The sequence below is a fragment of the Streptococcus oralis subsp. tigurinus genome (genome assembly GCF_002096275.1).
Taxonomy (GTDB): Bacteria; Bacillota; Bacilli; order Lactobacillales; family Streptococcaceae; genus Streptococcus; species Streptococcus oralis_CN.
On sequence record NZ_NCUG01000017.1, the window covers coordinates 111,639 to 131,041 of the forward strand.

Sequence of the window (19,403 nt, forward strand, 5' to 3'; positions counted from 1 at the left end):
ATACACATACATCTATAGGGGATTTATTATGAAAAAATATCGCCTTCTTTTCAAAATGAGTGCTGTCTTCTCTTACCTATTTTTCGTATTTGGTCTTTCTCAGCTGACGCTTATTGTCCAAAACTATTGGCAATTTTCTTCCCAGATTGGCAATTTCTTCTGGATTCAAAATATCTTGAGTTTGCTATTTAGCGGAGTCATGATTTGGATTCTGGTTAAGACAGGCCATGGTTATCTCTTTCGCATTCCAAGAAAAAAATGGCTTTGGTATTCGATTTTGACAGTATTAGTGGTAGTGCTCCAGATCTCTTTTAACGTTCAGACAGCTAAACATGTTCAGTCAACTGCGGAAGGTTGGGCTGTACTGATTGGTTATAGTGGGACTAACTTTGCAGAGCTAAGTATCTATATAGCCCTGTTCTTTCTGGTTCCACTGATGGAAGAATTGATCTATAGGGGTTTGTTGCAACATGCTTTCTTTAAACATTCGAGATTTGGCCTTGATTTGCTTCTTCCTTCCATTTTGTTTGCTCTTCCTCATTTTTCAAGTCTGCCTAGTCTGTTAGATATTTTCGTTTTTACAACATCTGGAATCATCTTTGCTGGTTTGACCCGCTATACCAAGAGCATCTATCCTTCCTATGCAGTGCATGTGATCAATAATATTGTAGCGACCTTGCCATTTTTGCTGACTTTTTTACATAGGGTGTTTGGGTAAAATACTGGCTGGAGAGTTAGGAATTATAGTTTTTCAATTTATAAGCGAATTTCAGGAGGTAAATAAGTATGACACCATTAAAATGGTTTGCTGGAGGAAGCGAAAGACGTTGTGAAGCCATGACTATCATTGATCATCTACTGGAAGATATAAAGGATGAGCCTCAACTTACTCCCTTGAAAAATCAGTTAGTGATTTATAAAAGACGACTAAGGGACGACGGGACCTCTGTTCCATTTATATTGAGCCAAATGAATGTTGCCCTTTCGCGTGTATTGATTGAAAACAAGCTAAGTTTGTCAGAAAGTCAAGACGAGCAGATCAAAAAATTGAGAGAATTATCTGTTATTCGGTATGGTTACTGATGAAGTGCAGTGGCAGGTCTCTCTATACAATTTCCGGTCAAATAAATTGCATTCGTTTTCTCAAGTGGGTATACTAGAATAGTTGAATGAAAAATTCTGAAAATTTAAGAATAGAAAAGAGAACAAATCTTATGGCAAAAGATATTCGTGTCTTACTTTACTACCTCTATACTCCAATTGAAAACGCAGAGCAATTTGCGGCAGATCACTTGGCTTTCTGTAAATCAATCGGCCTTAAAGGCCGTATCCTAGTCGCTGACGAGGGAATTAACGGAACCGTTTCAGGTGACTATGAAACAACTCAAAAATACATGGACTACGTTCACAGCCTCCCAGGAATGGAAGACCTCTGGTTCAAGATTGACGAAGAAAATGAACAAGCCTTCAAGAAGATGTTTGTTCGCTACAAGAAAGAAATTGTCCACCTTGGTTTGGAAGACAACGACTTTGACAACGACATCAACCCACTTGAAACAACAGGTGCTTACTTATCTCCAAAAGAGTTCAAAGAAGCCCTTCTTGATGAAGATACAGTGGTCCTTGATACACGTAACGATTATGAGTACGACCTAGGACATTTCCGTGGGGCTATCCGCCCAGACATCCGCAACTTCCGTGAGTTGCCACAATGGGTCCGTGACAACAAGGAAAAATTCATGGACAAGCGTGTCGTGGTTTACTGTACAGGTGGTGTTCGCTGTGAGAAATTCTCAGGCTGGATGGTGCGTGAAGGCTACAAAGATGTCGGCCAATTGCACGGAGGAATCGCGACCTATGGTAAAGACCCAGAAGTTCAAGGTGAGCTTTGGGATGGGAAAATGTACGTCTTTGACGAGCGTATCGCAGTTGATGTCAACCATGTCAACCCAACCATCGTAGGGAAAGACTGGTTTGATGGAACACCATGTGAACGTTATGTCAACTGTGGAAATCCCTTCTGTAACCGTCGTATCCTAACATCAGAAGAAAATGAAGACAAGTACCTTCGTGGATGCTCACACGAGTGTCGTGTTCACCCACGCAACCGCTATGTTTCAGAAAATGAATTGACACAAGCAGAAGTAATCGAGCGCCTAGCAGCTATCGGTGAAAGCTTGGATCAAGTCGCTACAGTATAAAGCAAACAGCCTTCAGGGGCTGTTTTTCTATGCTTTTTATCTAAAAATCTAAAGTTTGTTTCTGTATCTTTCAGGAAAATAGGGTATACTATGTGTAAACGATTTCAAAGGAGGCCAGTTATGGCGAAAACATTTTTTATCCCAAATAAAGAAAGCATTCTAGGACAACAGGAGGTCTTGACTGCCAAGTCTATCTTGGCCTTGGTAGAGGGCTTGGAGTCACACAGTTATGATGCGGTCTATCTCCGTCAGCCTCTCAATCGTCTCGAGTATATCGAGTGTGGGATTGTAGGTCAGTCGCAATTTCTTTTCAAAGTGAACTATGCGGATAGTCGAAAAGGTTATCAAGTGGTGATTCCAGATTTCCTTACTAGAGCGGACTGGGAGATTGTGGAGACTCTCCTCCAGGCCCTATCTGGCAAGTTGGGGCAAGTGGTAGAAGGGTTAGAAGGGTTTGAGTTTGAAGCTTATTTCCGACAAACGCTCCAGAATTATCTAGCTGACAAAGCAGCTCGTCTAGTATACTGCCAAGGGCTCTTGGCTCCTATCTATTTCAACAAGGAATACCTCGAGAGCTTTTTGGCTGAGGATGGATTGGCACGTTTTGAAGAGCTGGTCAAGAAGGTTCAAGGTTCTGATTCCTACCTTGCCAGTGTGAAATTTTACCCAGATACTCAAGGAAAGGTACACGGTATCTATCACCTAGCTCAGGGAGTCAAAACGATTTTACCAAAGGAACCCGTTGTACCAGTGCCTTATACCGAGCAGCTGGCAGGAAAGGAACTTGTTTGGGAGATTGACCTAGTGAAGATTTCTGGTGATGGGTCCAAAGCAGAAGACTATGAAACCATCGCTCGCTTAGATTATGTAAAATTCCTAGAGTCACTACCAACAGCATTTTACCAGCAACTAGATGCCAATCAATTAGAAGTACAAGCCATCCTAGGACAAGATTTTGAAGGATTGGCAACTATCAAGTAGACACAGTTCAAAAAAGAGTAAGCATAAAAATCCCTGTCATTAACAAATGGCAGGGATTTTGGTTAAAAGAAGGTCAGGATGCGAAGGTAGTCCACTGTCAGCGCAAGCTCTGCAATGAAGAAGGGTAAGAGAATAGCGCCATCAAGTAAGACAGCGAGCAAGAAACGATAAAATGGATCAAGGCTACGGGTCTTACTTGGCTTGCTAATCACAAAGAGATTGCCAAGGGCAAAGATGGCCATGCTTAGAAGAGTGAGGATGCCAGCAAATCGTAAGCCACCAAAGAGTGCAAAGAAACTTGCTAGAGCTGTTAGGACAAGTGGGATAGCAAAGAGTCTGCTATACCGATCGAAGGCTTCTTGGAATGTGAAGTCGCTCTCCTGATCCAGCACACGTCGGACAGTAAAGCCTCCCAAAATGATGGAAAAGTAAAATAGAGCGCTAGCGACCAAGATAGAAAGTCCAGCAAAGAGATCTACAGGTGGGAGCTGGTTAGGAGAACTATTAGCAATAGAAATCATATAGCCATAGTAGAGGCGCTTGATATGATAGATACTAAAGAAAAGGTTGATTGACGACAGCAAGGTGAGTAGGACAAAGACACTATAACGATGCTTTTGGTCCCTAGTCTTGCTGGTAGTTGGTTCTTGGATAGCATCCAGCAGCCAAGACCAAAATAGTGCGATTTCTTCTTTGAGTCGAGCAGTTTTGCGGGGGTCAATGTCTGGGATATAGGGACTTTCTAAAGCCTTGCTGAGAATACTTTTCTCTTTTACAGAGTTTTCTTGCTTGTGTTCCTCTTCAGCTTTCCCTTCTCCCTCTTCCTCGGTTTGGGTTTCCCCGATTATTTCGGGAGTTTCCTCCTCATGCGTTTCTGACTCTTTAGGTGAGATAGGAGTTTCTTGGCTTGCTTGTGGTTCGGTCTCCACAGTTTCCGAAGTCTCTGGTTGGTCAGGCTGGATTTCCGATTTCGACTGAGCTGATTTCTTCTCAAGATCGGCGCTTTCAAACCATTCTTGTGTCATGGTGGAACCTCCTTTTTTATGGTCGTTTTCTATTTTTAGATTAGCAGATGAAAGCGTTTTTGTCAATGATTGCTAGGTGGGGCAGAGTACTCTTCTTCCTTGGAGAGGTAAATATCCTGATTGGCTTTTATGATGAGCAGGTCCTTGACATCTGCTTTTTCCGTTTTATAAGGGTTGCTTAATTCCGTGCCTCTTGATTCAGGTTTTTCTCTTGTGAATTGGTGGATAGAACCATAGTTACTTGAGACGTCCCAGTTAATTCGTTGGCTCTCTTTTTGGGTCAGAGTGATTGAGAGATAATCTTTGGCAGTCAGTTCAACCTTACCATAGACTTGGATATTTTCAGCATGGAAGCGATTCTCTGTTGACTCTAGTTGACTATCTGTAAGGTCTGTATCAAAGATATTGATGATATTGGGTGTCGTGAATTTGCTGTTTTTGATACGACTTCCTTCAATTCGGAGGAGATAACCATTTGTATTGAGAGTTGCATTTTCAAGGTTAGCATTTATGATGGTGGTTTGTCCACGATTGGCTGAGACGGTGATAGCCTGTAGTCTTCTTCCTTTAGGTAGGGAGAGTATGACTTCGTCAAAACGATTAGAATAACTGCTAGCGATACGAAGTAGGCCTTCGATTCCTGAACCGAGAAAACGATGTTGGGAGGCTTGTTTGTCAGTGACGCTCAGTGTTTTGTCACTCATGCCAGTAGTCAGATCGTGACGGCCAGACACCGAAGGATGATAGGTGATATGGATCTTGTCATCTACAGACTCTGTGATGGTTAGGCTGTGTTCTTCAAGGGTCAAATCAAGTTTTTCCACTTCACTTCCAAAGGTCACTTCTTCGATACGATTGTCATAGACGGGGTCTTTTGACATGGCAAGCAAACTTTGAATACCATTAGACTGGGCGCCTACAATAATCATGATAAAACCAAGGATCGTGGAAACCACACCAAAGATGAGAAATCCTTTCGTCAATTTACGCATGTCTGTCACCTCTCTTTCCTTTTTTAAGAATCCATTGCACCAAGCGAATAATCAGGAGGCCAAAGAAACGAGCTACATAGGAGATGCCTAGTAGAACAAGAGAAGAAGCACCGATAGCGAGCAAACCAGCCCCGAAAATCAAGGTAAAGGCGGATTTGGCTTCGACTAGGACGCTAAAACTCTCTACGATAAAGAGTCCGCCCAGTAGGATGCCCGTTACCGAAACGGTAAAAAAGGCTAGAATGACGGAGGCGGCTGCGATAAAAAGCCCGATAATGGTTAATATAATTGCAATTCCAACAGGAATTCCGATAGGGGCTGCTAGTAAGGCAAGTAGGGCAATGTGTAGCAGTTGACGGTCATTCTTTTGAGCAGGGGCTTCATTGACTTTTTTATCGAGAAGATCAGAGAGGATATCATGGGCAGCTTCTTTTGGTGTTCCCAGACTAGCAATGAGCTCCTCTTCGCCCTCTGGGCCTGCATCGTCAAATAGTTCCTTAAAGTAGTCCATAGCTTCGATGCGGTCAGCTTCAGGCAGTTTATGGAGATAGGTTTCTAACTGAGTCAGATAGTCAGTTCTTGTCATGGCGGATACTCCCTTCTATGATGCCGTTGACGGTGTCGGTATAGAGCGTCCACTCTTCCTTTAGAGTAACGAGCTGCTCTACGCCCCGATTGGTCAAGGAGTAGTATTTGCGCATACGCCCCTGAAACTCTCTAGAGTAGGTGGTCAGAAAGCCACTGGCTTCCAATTTTTTGAGAATGGGATAGAGCGTAGATTCTTTTATATTGGCGATGAGTTTAATGGTTTGGCTAATCTCATAACCATAAGAATCCCCCTGCTCCAGTACAGCCAAGATGAGAAACTCGATCAAGGCAGAGGATGTTGGGAAGTACATGGGAAACCTCCTTTATATTATATAAAAATTTTATATATACTCTTTTCAAATATATTGTATCTCAAGTTGAAAGCCCTGTCAAGAAATATGTGTAAAAATTTTATATATAAAAAAACTCCTAGTAAAAACTAGAAGTTTAGAGGATTTTATCCGCCCGATCCACCATAAAGAGTGAGATAGTCATGATGATATCGATGGCTAGAAGAGCAAGGACAGCTGGAATCCAAGATTGGAAAAGTTCAAAACTATAACCAAACAAGGTAGGACCAAAGGCCGCCAAGATGTACCCCCCTGTTTGCGCCAGTCCTGATAGCTGAGCTGTCTTTTCAGGAGAACTGGTTTTAAGAGAGAAGCAAACCATGAGGTAGGGAAAGAGGGCACTGCAGGCTGTTCCAATCAAGAGATGGGCGACTAACCAGTAGAGGAAATTATTGGTTGGATACAAGAGCATGGCAATTCCTGTCATCCCAGCGATAGAGATAATTGCCAGCATGATTCGACGGTGGCCGTCTGACAGATGAGTTGTCAGACTTGGAACAGTCATTGAAAAAGGAATGCTGATCAGCGAGAAGATAGAAGCTAGAAGAGCCGCATCACTATTAGAAAGACCAGCACTAATAGCAATCGTTGGCAGCCAGGTCATGCTCGTATAAAAGAGCAAGGACTGAAGTCCGCCAAAGATAATGATAGCCCAGACAGATTTGCTTTTTAGAATATTTTCTTTCGATTTCTTTTCTTGCTGCCCTTCTAGATAGTGGTTGTGGCGATGATTTGGCAACCAGACTAGCAGAGTGACCAGACAGAGAAAGCTGAGCACGAGGATGAGGCCCTTCCAAGAACTGGCTTGGGTGATAGGGACCGAAAGATAAGAAGCGATGGCCGTTGAAACCCCCATGGCAGTGACATAGAGAGTTGTTAGGAAACTAATCTTTTGAGGCTGATTTGCCTGGATCATACTTGGGAGGAGTACATTGAAAATAGCAATGCTCGCTCCGATGATCAGAGTTCCTAGATAGAGAAGGGGAAGATTGAAAATCCGAACGACAGAGCCAACAGTTAAGAGGAGGAGACAGTAAGTAAAGAGGTGTTCTAGTCCAATCTTTTGTGCCAAGCGACTCGCAAAAGCAGAGAAAAAAGCAAACATCAAGAGAGGGAGACTGGTTAAAATCCCAAGAGAACTAACCTCAACTCCTAGTCCCTGAGCAATATCTCCTAAAATAGTTGGAAGAGCAGTGAAAGGAGAGCGTAAAACAGTCCCGATTAAGACAATTCCTAGAACAAAAAAGAGTGATCGTTTTTTCATGAAAACCTCGATAGGATGATTTTAATAACAGCTTATTTTAAGGTTTTTTTCTTACAATGTCAAGGAGAGGACTGCTAAGAAAGTTCGATTGATTTAAGCGAGAATAGAGTGAAAGGAGATACATTTCTTTACTAGAATTTTCCTTGATTTGATATAAAAATAGGAAAGTGAGAAAATTTGTGATAAAATAGTGGAAGGAAATCTATATATTGGAGAAAAACGGTGCCTGAAAAGCAAAAAATCAGCGTCTTGATGTCGGTCTATGTAAAGGAAAGCCCGACGTTTTTGAGAGATGCTATCAAAAGTGTTCAAAATCAAACCTTGAAACCGAGTGAACTTGTTCTTGTTGAGGATGGGCCCCTCACGCCAGAGCTCTATCAGGTGCTAGATGAAGTGGAAGCTCAGTCAGACATTCCAGTGAAACGGTGCCCCTTAGAGCAAAATCAAGGTTTAGGCTTGGCTCTTCGATACGGTGTTTTACAGTGTCAGTATGACATTATTGCACGGATGGATACGGACGATTTAGCCGTTCCGGATCGTTTTGAGAAACAGCTTCAGCTAATGGAGAAAGAAGATCTCGATCTCTTAGGTGGGCAGATTGCAGAGTTCATTGACAATCCAGATGAGATTGTGTCTTATCGTCGTGTTCCAACTCAGCACGCAGACATTGTGGCTTATCAGAGAATGAGAAGTGCTTTTAACCATATGACAGTCATGTTCAAAAAGGACATGGTCCTCAAAGCGGGCAACTACGAAGACGGGCTTTACATGGAGGATGATCTCCTCTGGCTCAATATGATTACGGCAGGTGCCAAGACTGGCAACCTAGATCAAATCTTGTGTAAGGTTCGTGTAGGTGCAGGAATGTTTGAGCGTCGAGGTGGCTTGCGTTACCTTAAATTCTATCGTCAAGCTCGCCAACGGATGCTGGAGCGAGGGCAAATTTCTTACAGGGAATATGCTAAAAGTATGTTCATTCAGGCAATTGTTGCACTTTGTCCAGGTTTTGTTCGTCAGTTTATCTTTGTCAAACTTTTAAGAAAGAGCAAGTAAGACCTGATAGATTGAACGATTCGGGTTATCATAACAATAGTATCATCTGACTCTTTTAAGGGGGAGTAAATTCCTATGAATAAAAAACTAACAGATTACGTGATTGATCTGGTTGAAATTTTAAATAAACAGCAAAAACAAGTATTTTGGGGGATATTTGATATTCTGAGTATGGTGGTTTCCATCATCGTGTCTTATATCTTGTTTTACGGCCTAATAAATCCTGCGCCTGTGGACTATGTGATCTACACTCTTTTAGCCTTCCTTCTCTATCAAATCATAATTGCATTTTGGGGGCTGAATGCTAGTATTAGTCGCTACAGTAAGATTACGGATTTTATGAAAATCTTTTTTGGAGTGACACTCAGTAGTGTTCTTTCTTATGGAATCTGCTATGCCTTTCTTCCATTATTTTCTATCCGTTTCATCGTGCTCTTCATTTTGTTGAGTACCTTCCTCATCTTGCTTCCTCGCATCACCTGGCAGTTGATTTATTCTAAACGTAAAAAGGGTAGTGGAGATGGAGAGCATCGCCGTACCTTCTTGATTGGTGCGGGAGATGGTGGTGCCCTCTTTATGAATAGCTACCAACATCCAACCAGTGAGCTTGAGATAGTGGGGATTTTGGACAATGATGAAAAGAAAAAAGGGCAAAAACTAGGTGGAATCCCAGTCCTAGGCTCTTATGACAATCTACCTGAATTGGCCAAACGTCACCAAATCGAGCGTGTTATCGTAGCAATCCCTTCGCTTGATCCATCAGAGTATGAACGTATCTTGCAGATGTGTAATAAACTAGGTGTCAAATGTTACAAGATGCCTAAAGTTGAGACAGTTGTTCAAGGTTTACATCAATCGGGTAGTGGTTTCCAAAAAATTGATATCACAGACCTTTTGGGCCGTCAGGAAATTCGCCTTGACGAATCACGTCTGGGTGCAGAAATTACAGGCAAGACCATCTTGGTGACAGGAGCCGGCGGTTCGATTGGTTCTGAAATTTGTCGCCAGATTAGCCGCTTCAACCCAGAGCGTATCGTCTTGCTTGGACATGGTGAAAATTCAATCTACCTTATTTATCATGAGTTGATTCGTAAATTCCAAGGGATTGATTATGTTCCTGTCATTGCAGATATTCAGGATTATGATCGTCTTTTACAAGTGTTTGAACAGTACAAACCAGCTATCATCTACCATGCTGCAGCCCACAAACACGTTCCGATGATGGAGCGCAATCCAAAAGAAGCCTTCAAGAACAATATCCTCGGGACCTATAATGTTGCCAAGGCTGTTGATGAGGCCAAAGTACCTAAGATGGTCATGATTTCGACTGACAAGGCGGTCAATCCACCGAATGTTATGGGTGCGACTAAGCGCGTGGCAGAGTTGATTGTCACGGGCTTTAACCAACGTAGCAAATCAACCTACTGTGCAGTTCGTTTTGGGAATGTTCTCGGTAGCCGTGGTAGCGTGATTCCTGTCTTTGAACGTCAGATTGCTGAAGGCGGTCCCGTAACGGTGACAGACTTCCGTATGACACGTTACTTCATGACCATTCCAGAGGCTAGCCGTCTGGTCATCCACGCTGGTGCTTATGCTAAGGACGGAGAAGTCTTTATCCTTGATATGGGCAAACCGGTCAAGATCTACGACTTGGCTAAGAAAATGGTCCTTCTAAGCGGGCACACGGAAAGTGAAATTCCAATCGTTGAAGTCGGTATTCGCCCAGGCGAAAAACTTTACGAAGAACTCTTGGTTTCGACCGAATTGGTTGATAACCAAGTCATGGATAAGATTTTCGTTGGTAAGGTTAACGTCATGCCTCTAGAAGCCATTGATCAAAAGATTGAAGAGTTCCGTTCACTCAGCGGAGATGAGCTCAAAGAAGCGATTATTTCCTTTGCAAATGAGACAACCCACGTTGAGTAAGAGTGTCCAACCAATTAATTATAAATAGAAAGCCAAGGTTCTGTTTGTACAGAACCTTGGCCTTTTTACTCTGTAATTTCAAATCGTTGTATTATTTATAGTTGCTTAATGATGTCGTCAATGGTATGGGCAATCCAGTCAGGTTGATAGCTGAGTAAATCAGCCTCTTCTCCAAATCCCCAAGTAACAGCGAACTTTTTAATGCTAGTTTCTTGGGCTCCAATCATATCAAACTTGGTGTCCCCGATGATGAGGACTTGGTCTGCAGGGAGTTGATGCGTTTGCAAGGCAAAACGGATGACATCCGCCTTGTGTGGCGTTTCAGGACTAGAGCCGTAAATGCCATCAAAGAAATGATGGATTCCTAGATTTTTAGTCATATCATGAGCAGTAGGAGTATTCTTTGTTGTGGTAATATAGAGAGGGTAGTTTTGCGAAAGCTCTTGGAGCAATTCCGTTATTCGGGGAAAGAGTTGGGCTTCGTGGATGCCTTTTTTCTTGTAGTAAGAGCGGTAGATTTGAACAGCCTCCGAGATTTGCTCCTTGGGAAGACACATTGCAAAACTACTTTCAAGTGGCGGTCCCATGAAACCACGAATGGTTTTAGCATCAGGAGTCGGAACTCCCAGTTGTTCAAAGGTATGGGTAAAGGAATTGTGGATCCCGATAGAACTGTCAACCAGAGTTCCGTCTAGATCAAAAAAGATTGCTGAGATAGAGGGCATAGTTTCTCCTAATAGATAAGCTTATTCTCCGAAGATTTCTTTTTGTAGGCGGCGACCAGTAGGAGTGGCAGCGAGTCCACCCTCAGCCGTTTCACGAAAGGCAGTTGGAAGGCTGGATCCGACCTGGTACATGGCATCGATGACTTCGTCAACAGGGATCTTAGATTCGATACCTGCTAAGGCCATATCTGCCGCTATAAAGGCAAAGCTGGCTCCCATGGCATTTCGTTTGACACAGGGAACCTCAACCAGACCAGCGACAGGGTCACAGATGAGACCCAGCATATTTTTAATGACAAAGGCGATGGCTTGGCTAGCCTGATAGGGGGTTCCACCTGCAGCCAAGGTCAAGGCTGCGGCACTCATGGCAGAGGCAGAGCCGACTTCGGCCTGGCAGCCACCTTCAGCACCTGAGATAGAGGCATTGTTTGCGATGACTAGTCCAAAGGCACCCGCAGCAAAGAGGAAATCCAGCTGTTCTTCATGGCTAAGGTCTAATTTTTGGATAGCAGCAGTGAGAACGGCTGGCAGACAGCCAGCACTTCCTGCGGTTGGAGTGGCGCAGACCAAGCCCATTTTCGCATTGTGTTCATTGACCGCGATGGCATTTCGGGCGGCTGATAGGATGGTAAAGTCCGACAAGGCCTTGCCACTTTTGAGATGGCGGTCTAGTTTGGCCGCGTCTCCACCCGTTAGGCCACTACGGGATTTGTTTTCACTGAGACCGAGCTCGACAGAGGCTTTCATGACTTCTAGATTGCGTTCCATGAGGAGGAGAACTTCTGGCCGTTCTCGACCGGTTAATTGATATTCTGTCGCAATCATGAGTTCTGCGACATTTCCTTGGAAGTCTAGATCCGCCTGCTCGACCAATTCTTTGATAGAATAAAACATGTTTCCTCCTACTTAAAGAAATTGACATTGTGGAGATGAGGGATTTTTCGGATTTCTTCAATCGCCTCTTCGCAACTTCGACTATCGACTTCGATAATCATGATGGCTTTTTCTCCAGCTTTTTCTCGAGTCACATTCATCTGAGCGATGTTGATATCGAAACGAGAGAGGGCTTCAGTAACATGGGCAATCATACCTGGGACATCCTGATGCACGATGATAATGGTTGGTGTGTTCATGTTGAGAGAGACAGCAAAGCCGTTAAGCTCCGTAACTTGGATATTTCCCCCACCAATGGAAATTCCTGTCACACTGATGGATTTGTGTTCATTCTTCACAGTAATTTTAGTGGTATTAGGATGAGGGGCATTGCTGTCTTTCTGAATGGTCCAGACAATCTTGATACCGCGTTTATGGGCAATCTCAAGGCTATTTGGAATATCGGGATTGTCCGTATCCATACCTAAAATACCAGCGACGAGAGCAAGGTCAGTTCCATGACCACGGTAGGTCTTGGCAAATGAATTAAATAATTGGAATTCAACTTCTGTTGGCGTATCGTCAAAGATGGAAGAGACAATTTTTCCGATACGAACAGCTCCAGCTGTGTGGCTACTTGATGGGCCAATCATGACTGGTCCGATAATATCAAAGACAGATTGAAAACGAAGTGATTGCATCTGTTTCCCCTTATAAAGATTCTTATAACTATTATATCAAAGAATGGACCTCTGCGCTTGTTTCCCTTATCAAAAGCTCAAAATGATTAAAGATGGTATAAAATAAGGTCTTTTGTGACAAAAACCTCCTTAAAACGGTAAATATAAAACATTTTTGTAATATTTCTACATATAACCGTTAAACAACGGTAACATTTAAAAGGTATCATAGATATATTCAATGGAAGGAGAATTTTTAGATATGTCATTAACAACTAAAAAAATCAAAACAACTATCGCAGGAGTAGCAGCTTTGCTTGCTTTCTTTGCCCCGGCTCTTGCCTCTGCGCAAGAAACTGTAACTTACACTGTTAAATCAGGTGATACTCTTTCAGAAATCGCTGAGAAGTACAACACAACTGCTGAAAAATTGGCAGCAAAAAACAATATCAAAGATATTCACCTTATCTATGTTGACCAAGTTTTGGTTATCGAAGGAACAGCTTCTACTACAGCTCCAGCAGCAACAACGGAAGAAACAGCTCCAGTAGCTACAGAAACAGTTGAAGAAGCTCCAGCTGCAACAACTACAACTACAACTTATGAAGCACCAGCAGCAGAAAGCAACACTGCAGCAGCTTCTACTGTAAGTGGTTCTGAAGCAGAAGCCAAAGAATGGATCGCTCAAAAAGAATCAGGTGGTAGCTACACAGCTACAAACGGCCAATACATCGGACGTTACCAATTGACAGATTCATACTTGAATGGTGACTACTCAGCTGAAAACCAAGAACGTGTAGCAGATGCTTACGTTGCAGGACGTTACGGTTCATGGACAGCTGCTAAGAACTTCTGGCTTAACAACGGTTGGTATTAAGAATGCAAGAGTCCTTTAGGGCTCTTTTTTGTTTCTCTATAACAAAAGGTGTAACGATATTCTCAGTAATGCTCCATTTGTATAATTCCAACGAAAATCTTCAAATTGTTTTAAAACTCAAATGGTATAAATAAGCTTATTATATGTAAAAATATATCATATAATAAGCTTTTTCTTGATTTGAATGAAATAAAATACAGTTTTTCCTTGACAAACGAGGATGAGAGGAGTATTATTTATACAATATTAAAGTATAAAAATAAAAGGAGGTTCTTCTATGAATAAAGTGAAGAAGGTGTTGATGACGATGTTTGGTTTGCTTATGTTTCCCTTATTATTTGCTTGTAGTAACACTCAATCCCAAGGTGTTGAAGCCATTAAGGCTAAAGGAAAATTGGTGGTGGCCCTAAATCCAGAGTTTGCTCCATTTGAATATCAAAAATTAGTTGATGGGAAAAATCAGATTGTAGGTTCAGATGTTGAACTAGCTAAAGCCATCGCAAAGGAACTAGGTGTAGAAGTGGAGTTCTCTCCAATGAGTTTTGACAATGTACTAGCTAGTCTTGATTCAGGTAAGGCCGATCTTGCCATATCAGGTGTTTCTAAAACGGAGGAGAGAAGTCAAGTTTACGATTTTTCAATTCCCTACTACACTTCGAAAAATAAGGTTATCGTAAGAAAATCTGAATTAACGAATTACCAATCAGTGAAGGATTTGGCTCAGAAAAAGGTTGGAGCGCAGAAAGGTTCTATCCAGGAAACTTTGGTCAAAGAAACCTTGCAGAATTCTTCTCTCGTTTCACTTCCTAAAAATGGAAATTTGATAACAGACTTGAAATCAGGGCAACTGGACGCGGTTATCTTTGAGGAGCCAGTGGCGAAAGGATATGTAGAGAATAATCCAGACCTAGCCATCGCTGAGTTTGATTTTGACAATGACAAAGAAGATTCCTACGCTGTTGCGATGAAAAAAGACAATAAAGAATTAAAAGAGGCGGTTGACAAAACTATCCAGAAGTTGAAGGATTCTGGGGAATTGGACAAATTGATTGACGATGCTTTTAAAGCCTCTATCGAAAAATAGAAAGAAGGAAGAGAAATGAGTAAGGAAAAAGTTATTTTAGCCTATTCAGGTGGATTGGATACATCAGTTGCTATTACATGGTTAAAAAAAGACTATGATGTGATTGCTGTTTGTATGGATGTGGGTGAAGGAAAAGATTTGGAGTTCATCCACGATAAAGCTCTCAAGGTTGGGGCTGTTGAGTCTTATGTCATTGATGTTAAGGAAGAATTTGCTAATGACTATGTTTTAGTGGCCCTTCAGGCTCATGCCTACTATGAACAAAAGTACCCCTTGGTATCTGCTCTGAGTCGCCCTCTTATTTCAAAAAAACTCGTTGAAATAGCTCATCAGACAGGGGCAACCACAATTGCTCATGGTTGCACAGGTAAGGGAAACGACCAAGTTCGGTTTGAAGTCTCTATTGCAGCTTTGGATCCCAATTTAAAAGTAGTTGCGCCTGTTCGTGAGTGGAAATGGTCTCGTGAAGAAGAAATCCAATATGCCAAAGAAAACGGCGTCCCAGTTCCTGCTGACCTTGACAATCCTTACTCTGTCGATCAAAATCTTTGGGGACGTGCAAATGAATGTGGTGTTTTGGAAAATCCTTGGAACCAAGCGCCAGAAGAAGCATTTGGAATCACATCTTCTCCAGAAGAGGCTCCAGACAGTCCAGAATTTATTGACATTGAGTTTAGCTGTGGGGTGCCCATCTCCCTCAATGGTGAGAAGATGAAAGTGGCGGCTTTGATTCAAAAGCTAAATGAAATTGCAGGCAAACACGGTGTTGGTCGTATTGACCATGTGGAAAATCGCCTAGTCGGTATTAAGTCAAGAGAGATTTATGAGTGCCCAGGTGCTGTGACTTTATTGACAGCTCATAAGGAGATTGAAGACTTGACTCTTGTGAGAGAAGTGGCTCATTTCAAACCCATTATCGAAAATGAATTGTCCAATCTCATCTATAATGCCTTGTGGTTTAGCCCAGCAACTCAGGCTTTGATTGCCTATATCAAGGAGACACAGAAAGTTGTCAATGGAACTGCAAAAGTTAAACTTTACAAGGGAAACGCCCAGGTAGTGGCTCGGAAATCTCCAAATTCTCTTTACGATGAAAATTTGGCGACTTATACTAGTGCGGATACCTTTGACCAAGATGCGGCTGTTGGATTTATCAAGCTTTGGGGGCTTCCGACTAAGGTTTATTCAGAAGTTCAGAAAAATGTTGAGTAGTGACACGATAGAAAGGGACGACAGGATATGTCGAAAAACACAAAATTATGGGGTGGTCGATTTGAAGGCACTGTAGAAGATTGGGTAGAACAGTTCGGTGCGAGTATTTCCTTTGACCACCAACTGGCAAAATTTGATTTGATGGGTTCCCTAGCTCATGTTCAAATGCTAGGACAGACTGGCATTTTAAGCTTGGAAGAGGCAGAGCAGATCCAAGATGGTCTGCAAGCTTTGTTGCGAGATTTAGAGGCAGGAGAGCTTCATTTTGATATTGCAAATGAAGATATTCATATGAATATGGAAGTGTTGCTGACAGAGAAAATCGGTCCTCTGGCTGGGAAACTACATACGGCTCGTTCTCGGAATGACCAAGTCGCAACGGATATGCACTTATATCTAAAGGAGCAGCTTGGCCATGTCTTGGATAAGTTGGCGAATCTGAACAGTGTTTTGCTGGGTTTGGCTGAAAAACATGTGGAAACCATCATGCCAGGCTATACCCATTTACAGCACGCCCAACCGATTAGTTTTGCCCACCATCTCATGGCTTATTACAATATGTTCCAAAGGGACAGCGAACGCTTTGCATTTAACCTAAAACATACGGACCTATCTCCCCTGGGTGCGGCTGCCTTGGCGGGGACAACTTTTCCAATCAATCGTCAATTATCGAGTGATTTATTGGGCTTCCAACAACCCTATACCAATTCCTTGGACGCAGTGAGTGACCGTGATTTTATCTTGGAATTTCTGTCAAATGCCAGCATTTTGATGATGCATATGAGTCGTTTTTGTGAGGAAATCATCAATTGGTGCAGTTTTGAGTATCAGTACATTAGCTTGTCTGATAGCTTTTCAACGGGTTCGTCTATCATGCCCCAGAAGAAAAATCCTGATATGGCCGAATTGATTCGAGGGAAGACAGGACGGGTTTACGGGAACTTGCTTGGACTATTGACCGTTATGAAGTCTTTGCCTCTGGCCTATAATAAGGATTTGCAAGAGGACAAGGAAGGCATGTTTGATACAGTAGAAACGATTTTAAATTCTCTGGATGTGTTGGCAGGTATGCTATCGAGCATGCAGGTTAATAAGGCCAAAATGCAGCAATCTACAGAGAATGATTTTTCGAATGCGACCGAACTGGCAGATTATTTGGCAGAAAAAGGCCTCCCCTTTAGAGAAGCGCATGAAATAGTAGGGAAATTGGTTCTAGACTCTATCAAGCATGGTAAAAACATCCAAGATTGGGATTTGAAGGAGTTGCAAGTCTACCATCCCTTGATTGAAGCGGATATTTATATCTACTTGCGTCCAGAAACCGCTGTTCAGAGACGGAATTCCTTAGGAGGAACCGGTTTTGAGCAAGTGAAATACCAGATAGAACAAGCGAAGAAAGAACTTAAAGGGGAGAATTGATTCGTTTACAAAGTAAGAAAGAGAGGTTGAGATGATTTATCAGCCTCTTTCTTGTCTTCTCCAACCAAGCGTGTTATAATGAATACTGCTCAAGCGACCTTCAATCGTGAAGCACACACGACCTTCAATCGTGAACTAGTCATTTCGTTTATCTTTTATTACGTCGTTAACTCGCAATGAGATGCAAGCTGAGCTTGTCTGATTTATAACCTCAATCAGTCTCCCAGACTGATTGAGCGAACTCAAGTTATGCCTGCGACTCGTTGCCTATCATATTTTCATTTTAAGATGATAGGCTAAAATGGTCTCCCAGACCATTTTACTCCTAAAAGCAAACGAAAAGACTATACTCGAAGAAATTCTATTGAAAGTCATAGTAAATAGAATTTTGAAGGGTATAAATAAACGAATAGATGGGAGACTTACCATGAGTGATAACTCTAAAACACGTGTTGTCGTTGGGATGAGTGGTGGTGTTGATTCGTCGGTGACGGCTCTCTTGCTCAAGGAGCAGGGCTACGATGTGATCGGTATCTTCATGAAGAACTGGGATGACACAGATGAAAACGGCGTCTGTACGGCGACCGAAGATTACAAGGATGTGGCTGCGGTGGCAGACCAGATCGGCATTCCTTACTACTCTGTCAATTTTGAAAAAGAGTACTGGGACCGCGTTTTTGAGTATTTCCTAGCGGAATACCGTGCAGGGCGCACGCCAAATCCAGATGTTATGTGTAACAAGGAAATCAAGTTTAAGGCCTTTTTGGACTATGCCATGACCTTGGGGGCAGACTATGTAGCGACGGGGCACTATGCCCGTGTAGCGCGTGATGAGGATGGCATCGTTCACATGCTTCGTGGCGTGGACAATGGCAAGGATCAGACCTATTTCCTCAGTCAACTTTCGCAAGAACAACTCCAAAAAACCATGTTCCCACTGGGGCATTTGGAAAAGCCTGAAGTTCGCAGACTAGCAGAAGAAGCTGGACTTGCGACTGCCAAGAAGAAAGATTCGACAGGGATTTGCTTTATCGGAGAAAAGAACTTTAAAAACTTTCTCAGCAACTACCTGCCAGCTCAGCCTGGTCGCATGATGACTGTGGATGGTCGCGATATGGGTGAGCATGCAGGTCTGATGTATTATACGATTGGTCAGCGTGGTGGACTCGGTATCGGTGGGCAACACGGCGGTGACAATGCCCCTTGGTTCGTTGTCGGAAAAGACCTGAGCAAGAATATCCTCTATGTCGGTCAAGGATTCTACCATGATTCGCTCATGTCAACAAGCCTAGAAGCCAGTCAAGTCCACTTTACTCGTGAGATGCCAGAGGAATTTACGCTAGAATGTACGGCTAAATTCCGCTACCGTCAGCCTGATTCTAAGGTGACTGTACATGTCAAAGGAGACAAGGCAGAAGTTATCTTTGCGGAACCGCAACGCGCCATCACACCAGGACAGGCAGTTGTCTTTTACGATGGCGAAGAGTGTCTCGGTGGTGGTTTGATTGATAATGCCTACCGTGACGGACAGGTTTGTCAGTACATATAGTTTGACAAATTTTCTCAATCTGCTACAATAATAAAAGCAATAGAAATGATGGTCAAAGCTCATGGATGTTGCAGGCTTTTTTGTCCTGCACTTCTTACGAGTTTTGACTGTTTTTGTGTCGTTTAAGGGAAAGGATAAAAATGACTCAACAAGACTTTCGGACAAAAGTGGGAAATACTGTTTTTGGTGTTCGGGCGACAGCCTTGATTCTCCAACATGGCAAGCTCCTAGTCACCAAAGGCAAGGGCAAGTATTACACTATTGGCGGTGCGATTCAAGTCAATGAAAGAACGGAAGACGCGGTAGTCCGTGAAGTGAAGGAAGAACTGGGTGTCAGAGCTCAAGCTGGGCAGCTAGCTTTTGTGGTTGAAAATCGTTTTGAACAGGACGGTGTTTCCTATCACAACATCGAGTTTCATTATCTGGTGAACTTGCTTGAGGATGCCCCATTGACCATGCAGGAAGATGAGAAAAGGCAGCCCTGTGAGTGGATTGACTTGGATGAGTTAGAGGATTTCCAGCTGGTTCCGGCCTTTTTAAAAACAGCTCTTCCAGATTGGGACGGCCAACTAAGACACATTCATCTTGAGGAATAGGAGAAAAA

20 protein-coding genes are annotated in these 19,403 nt (G+C 42.8%); 12 read left to right on the plus strand and 8 right to left on the minus strand.

All coding sequences use genetic code 11. The annotated features are described in order from the left end of the window. Positions 1-28 precede the first annotated feature (28 nt). The 4 genes from B7725_RS04375 to B7725_RS04390 all read left to right on the plus strand — a co-directional run bounded on the left by B7725_RS04375 (position 29) and on the right by B7725_RS04390 (position 3,182). A complete protein-coding gene (locus tag B7725_RS04375; protein WP_084874760.1) occupies positions 29-718 on the plus strand; it encodes a CPBP family intramembrane glutamic endopeptidase in 690 nt (229 codons plus the stop codon). A 68-nt stretch (positions 719-786) separates the two neighbouring features. After that, on the plus strand, positions 787-1,083 hold the full coding sequence (locus B7725_RS04380; RefSeq protein WP_000188103.1) for a bacteriocin immunity protein: 297 nt from the start codon (positions 787-789) through the stop codon (positions 1,081-1,083). A 131-nt stretch (positions 1,084-1,214) separates the two neighbouring features. Further along, positions 1,215-2,201, plus strand: coding sequence for an oxygen-dependent tRNA uridine(34) hydroxylase TrhO (gene trhO, locus B7725_RS04385; protein WP_001030012.1), 987 nt, complete (start codon positions 1,215-1,217; stop codon positions 2,199-2,201). A 120-nt stretch (positions 2,202-2,321) separates the two neighbouring features. After that, positions 2,322-3,182 carry a DUF4299 family protein gene (locus B7725_RS04390; protein ID WP_084874762.1) on the plus strand — a complete coding sequence of 287 codons (861 nt, stop codon included), beginning with the start codon at positions 2,322-2,324 and terminating at the stop codon, positions 3,180-3,182. A 62-nt stretch (positions 3,183-3,244) separates the two neighbouring features. On the opposite strand, the gene B7725_RS04395 is transcribed toward B7725_RS04390, so the two are convergent. The 5 genes from B7725_RS04395 to B7725_RS04415 form a co-directional block, all read right to left on the minus strand. Continuing rightward, positions 3,245-4,207, minus strand: a complete 963-nt coding sequence (locus tag B7725_RS04395; protein ID WP_084874763.1) for a DUF6574 domain-containing protein — start codon at positions 4,205-4,207, stop codon at positions 3,245-3,247. A 62-nt stretch (positions 4,208-4,269) separates the two neighbouring features. After that, on the minus strand, positions 4,270-5,199 hold the full coding sequence (locus tag B7725_RS04400) for a DUF4097 family beta strand repeat-containing protein (RefSeq protein WP_084874765.1): 930 nt from the start codon (positions 5,197-5,199) through the stop codon (positions 4,270-4,272). After that, positions 5,192-5,785: a DUF1700 domain-containing protein gene (locus tag B7725_RS04405; RefSeq protein ID WP_084874766.1), complete on the minus strand. Its 594-nt coding sequence runs from the start codon at positions 5,783-5,785 to the stop codon at positions 5,192-5,194. The genes B7725_RS04400 and B7725_RS04405 overlap by 8 nt, the downstream gene beginning before the upstream one ends. Further along, a complete protein-coding gene (locus tag B7725_RS04410; RefSeq protein ID WP_000273860.1) occupies positions 5,772-6,098 on the minus strand; it encodes a PadR family transcriptional regulator in 327 nt (108 codons plus the stop codon). Before B7725_RS04410 ends, B7725_RS04405 begins: the two co-directional genes overlap by 14 nt. 136 nt (positions 6,099-6,234) lie before the next feature. Continuing rightward, positions 6,235-7,401 carry a CynX/NimT family MFS transporter gene (locus tag B7725_RS04415; RefSeq protein WP_084874767.1) on the minus strand — a complete coding sequence of 389 codons (1,167 nt, stop codon included), beginning with the start codon at positions 7,399-7,401 and terminating at the stop codon, positions 6,235-6,237. Positions 7,402-7,623: 222 nt separating this feature from the next. Here B7725_RS04415 and B7725_RS04420 point away from each other — a divergent pair, with 222 nt between their 5' ends. Beyond that, positions 7,624-8,454, plus strand: coding sequence for a glycosyltransferase (locus B7725_RS04420; RefSeq protein ID WP_084874768.1), 831 nt, complete (start codon positions 7,624-7,626; stop codon positions 8,452-8,454). Between the two features lie 75 nt (positions 8,455-8,529). Further along, positions 8,530-10,380, plus strand: a complete 1,851-nt coding sequence (locus B7725_RS04425) for a polysaccharide biosynthesis protein (protein ID WP_001035719.1) — start codon at positions 8,530-8,532, stop codon at positions 10,378-10,380. Positions 10,381-10,475: 95 nt separating this feature from the next. Here B7725_RS04425 and B7725_RS04430 read toward each other — a convergent pair whose 3' ends face one another. The 3 genes from B7725_RS04430 to sdaAB are packed head-to-tail and all read right to left on the minus strand — an operon-like array spanning position 10,476 to position 12,679. Then, positions 10,476-11,105: an HAD hydrolase-like protein gene (locus B7725_RS04430; RefSeq protein ID WP_084874770.1), complete on the minus strand. Its 630-nt coding sequence runs from the start codon at positions 11,103-11,105 to the stop codon at positions 10,476-10,478. Positions 11,106-11,126: 21 nt separating this feature from the next. Continuing rightward, complete coding sequence (gene sdaAA / locus B7725_RS04435; protein WP_000500031.1) at positions 11,127-11,999, minus strand: L-serine ammonia-lyase, iron-sulfur-dependent, subunit alpha; 873 nt, start codon at positions 11,997-11,999, stop codon at positions 11,127-11,129. Between the two features lie 8 nt (positions 12,000-12,007). Then, a complete protein-coding gene (gene sdaAB, locus B7725_RS04440) occupies positions 12,008-12,679 on the minus strand; it encodes an L-serine ammonia-lyase, iron-sulfur-dependent subunit beta (RefSeq protein ID WP_033584754.1) in 672 nt (223 codons plus the stop codon). A gap of 241 nt (positions 12,680-12,920) precedes the next feature. On the opposite strand from sdaAB, the gene apf reads away from it, so the two are divergent. The 6 genes from apf (at position 12,921) to B7725_RS04470 (ending at position 19,395) form a co-directional block, all read left to right on the plus strand. Further along, positions 12,921-13,535, plus strand: coding sequence for an aggregation-promoting factor (gene apf, locus B7725_RS04445; RefSeq protein WP_084874772.1), 615 nt, complete (start codon positions 12,921-12,923; stop codon positions 13,533-13,535). A gap of 277 nt (positions 13,536-13,812) precedes the next feature. Continuing rightward, a complete protein-coding gene (locus B7725_RS04450; protein ID WP_084874774.1) occupies positions 13,813-14,619 on the plus strand; it encodes an ABC transporter substrate-binding protein in 807 nt (268 codons plus the stop codon). A 15-nt stretch (positions 14,620-14,634) separates the two neighbouring features. Continuing rightward, positions 14,635-15,831, plus strand: a complete 1,197-nt coding sequence (locus B7725_RS04455) for an argininosuccinate synthase (RefSeq protein ID WP_084874776.1) — start codon at positions 14,635-14,637, stop codon at positions 15,829-15,831. A gap of 27 nt (positions 15,832-15,858) precedes the next feature. Continuing rightward, complete coding sequence (argH, locus tag B7725_RS04460; RefSeq protein WP_084874778.1) at positions 15,859-17,250, plus strand: argininosuccinate lyase; 1,392 nt, start codon at positions 15,859-15,861, stop codon at positions 17,248-17,250. A gap of 427 nt (positions 17,251-17,677) precedes the next feature. Then, positions 17,678-18,799 (plus strand): tRNA 2-thiouridine(34) synthase MnmA, encoded by a 1,122-nt coding sequence (gene mnmA, locus B7725_RS04465; protein WP_001282946.1) that lies wholly within the window; start codon positions 17,678-17,680, stop codon positions 18,797-18,799. Between the two features lie 140 nt (positions 18,800-18,939). Further along, the gene (locus B7725_RS04470; RefSeq protein WP_162279010.1) at positions 18,940-19,395 is read left to right on the plus strand and encodes an NUDIX hydrolase; all 456 of its coding nucleotides are present in this window, start codon (positions 18,940-18,942) and stop codon (positions 19,393-19,395) included. Positions 19,396-19,403 lie beyond the last annotated feature (8 nt).

Excerpts from the sequence above, each read along its gene's own strand:
- B7725_RS04375 (WP_084874760.1), top strand. The coding sequence starts at position 29 with ATGAAAAAATATCGCCTTCTTTTCAAAATGAGTGCTGTCTTCTCTTAC.
- B7725_RS04380 (WP_000188103.1), top strand. The coding sequence starts at position 787 with ATGACACCATTAAAATGGTTTGCTGGAGGAAGCGAAAGACGTTGTGAA.
- trhO (WP_001030012.1), top strand. The coding sequence starts at position 1,215 with ATGGCAAAAGATATTCGTGTCTTACTTTACTACCTCTATACTCCAATT.
- B7725_RS04390 (WP_084874762.1), top strand. The coding sequence starts at position 2,322 with ATGGCGAAAACATTTTTTATCCCAAATAAAGAAAGCATTCTAGGACAA.
- B7725_RS04395 (WP_084874763.1), bottom strand. The coding sequence starts at position 4,207 with ATGACACAAGAATGGTTTGAAAGCGCCGATCTTGAGAAGAAATCAGCT.
- B7725_RS04400 (WP_084874765.1), bottom strand. The coding sequence starts at position 5,199 with ATGCGTAAATTGACGAAAGGATTTCTCATCTTTGGTGTGGTTTCCACG.
- B7725_RS04405 (WP_084874766.1), bottom strand. The coding sequence starts at position 5,785 with ATGACAAGAACTGACTATCTGACTCAGTTAGAAACCTATCTCCATAAA.
- B7725_RS04410 (WP_000273860.1), bottom strand. The coding sequence starts at position 6,098 with ATGTACTTCCCAACATCCTCTGCCTTGATCGAGTTTCTCATCTTGGCT.
- B7725_RS04415 (WP_084874767.1), bottom strand. The coding sequence starts at position 7,401 with ATGAAAAAACGATCACTCTTTTTTGTTCTAGGAATTGTCTTAATCGGG.
- B7725_RS04425 (WP_001035719.1), top strand. The coding sequence starts at position 8,530 with ATGAATAAAAAACTAACAGATTACGTGATTGATCTGGTTGAAATTTTA.
- B7725_RS04430 (WP_084874770.1), bottom strand. The coding sequence starts at position 11,105 with ATGCCCTCTATCTCAGCAATCTTTTTTGATCTAGACGGAACTCTGGTT.
- sdaAA (WP_000500031.1), bottom strand. The coding sequence starts at position 11,999 with ATGTTTTATTCTATCAAAGAATTGGTCGAGCAGGCGGATCTAGACTTC.
- sdaAB (WP_033584754.1), bottom strand. The coding sequence starts at position 12,679 with ATGCAATCACTTCGTTTTCAATCTGTCTTTGATATTATCGGACCAGTC.
- apf (WP_084874772.1), top strand. The coding sequence starts at position 12,921 with ATGTCATTAACAACTAAAAAAATCAAAACAACTATCGCAGGAGTAGCA.
- B7725_RS04450 (WP_084874774.1), top strand. The coding sequence starts at position 13,813 with ATGAATAAAGTGAAGAAGGTGTTGATGACGATGTTTGGTTTGCTTATG.
- B7725_RS04455 (WP_084874776.1), top strand. The coding sequence starts at position 14,635 with ATGAGTAAGGAAAAAGTTATTTTAGCCTATTCAGGTGGATTGGATACA.
- argH (WP_084874778.1), top strand. The coding sequence starts at position 15,859 with ATGTCGAAAAACACAAAATTATGGGGTGGTCGATTTGAAGGCACTGTA.
- mnmA (WP_001282946.1), top strand. The coding sequence starts at position 17,678 with ATGAGTGATAACTCTAAAACACGTGTTGTCGTTGGGATGAGTGGTGGT.
- B7725_RS04470 (WP_162279010.1), top strand. The coding sequence starts at position 18,940 with ATGACTCAACAAGACTTTCGGACAAAAGTGGGAAATACTGTTTTTGGT.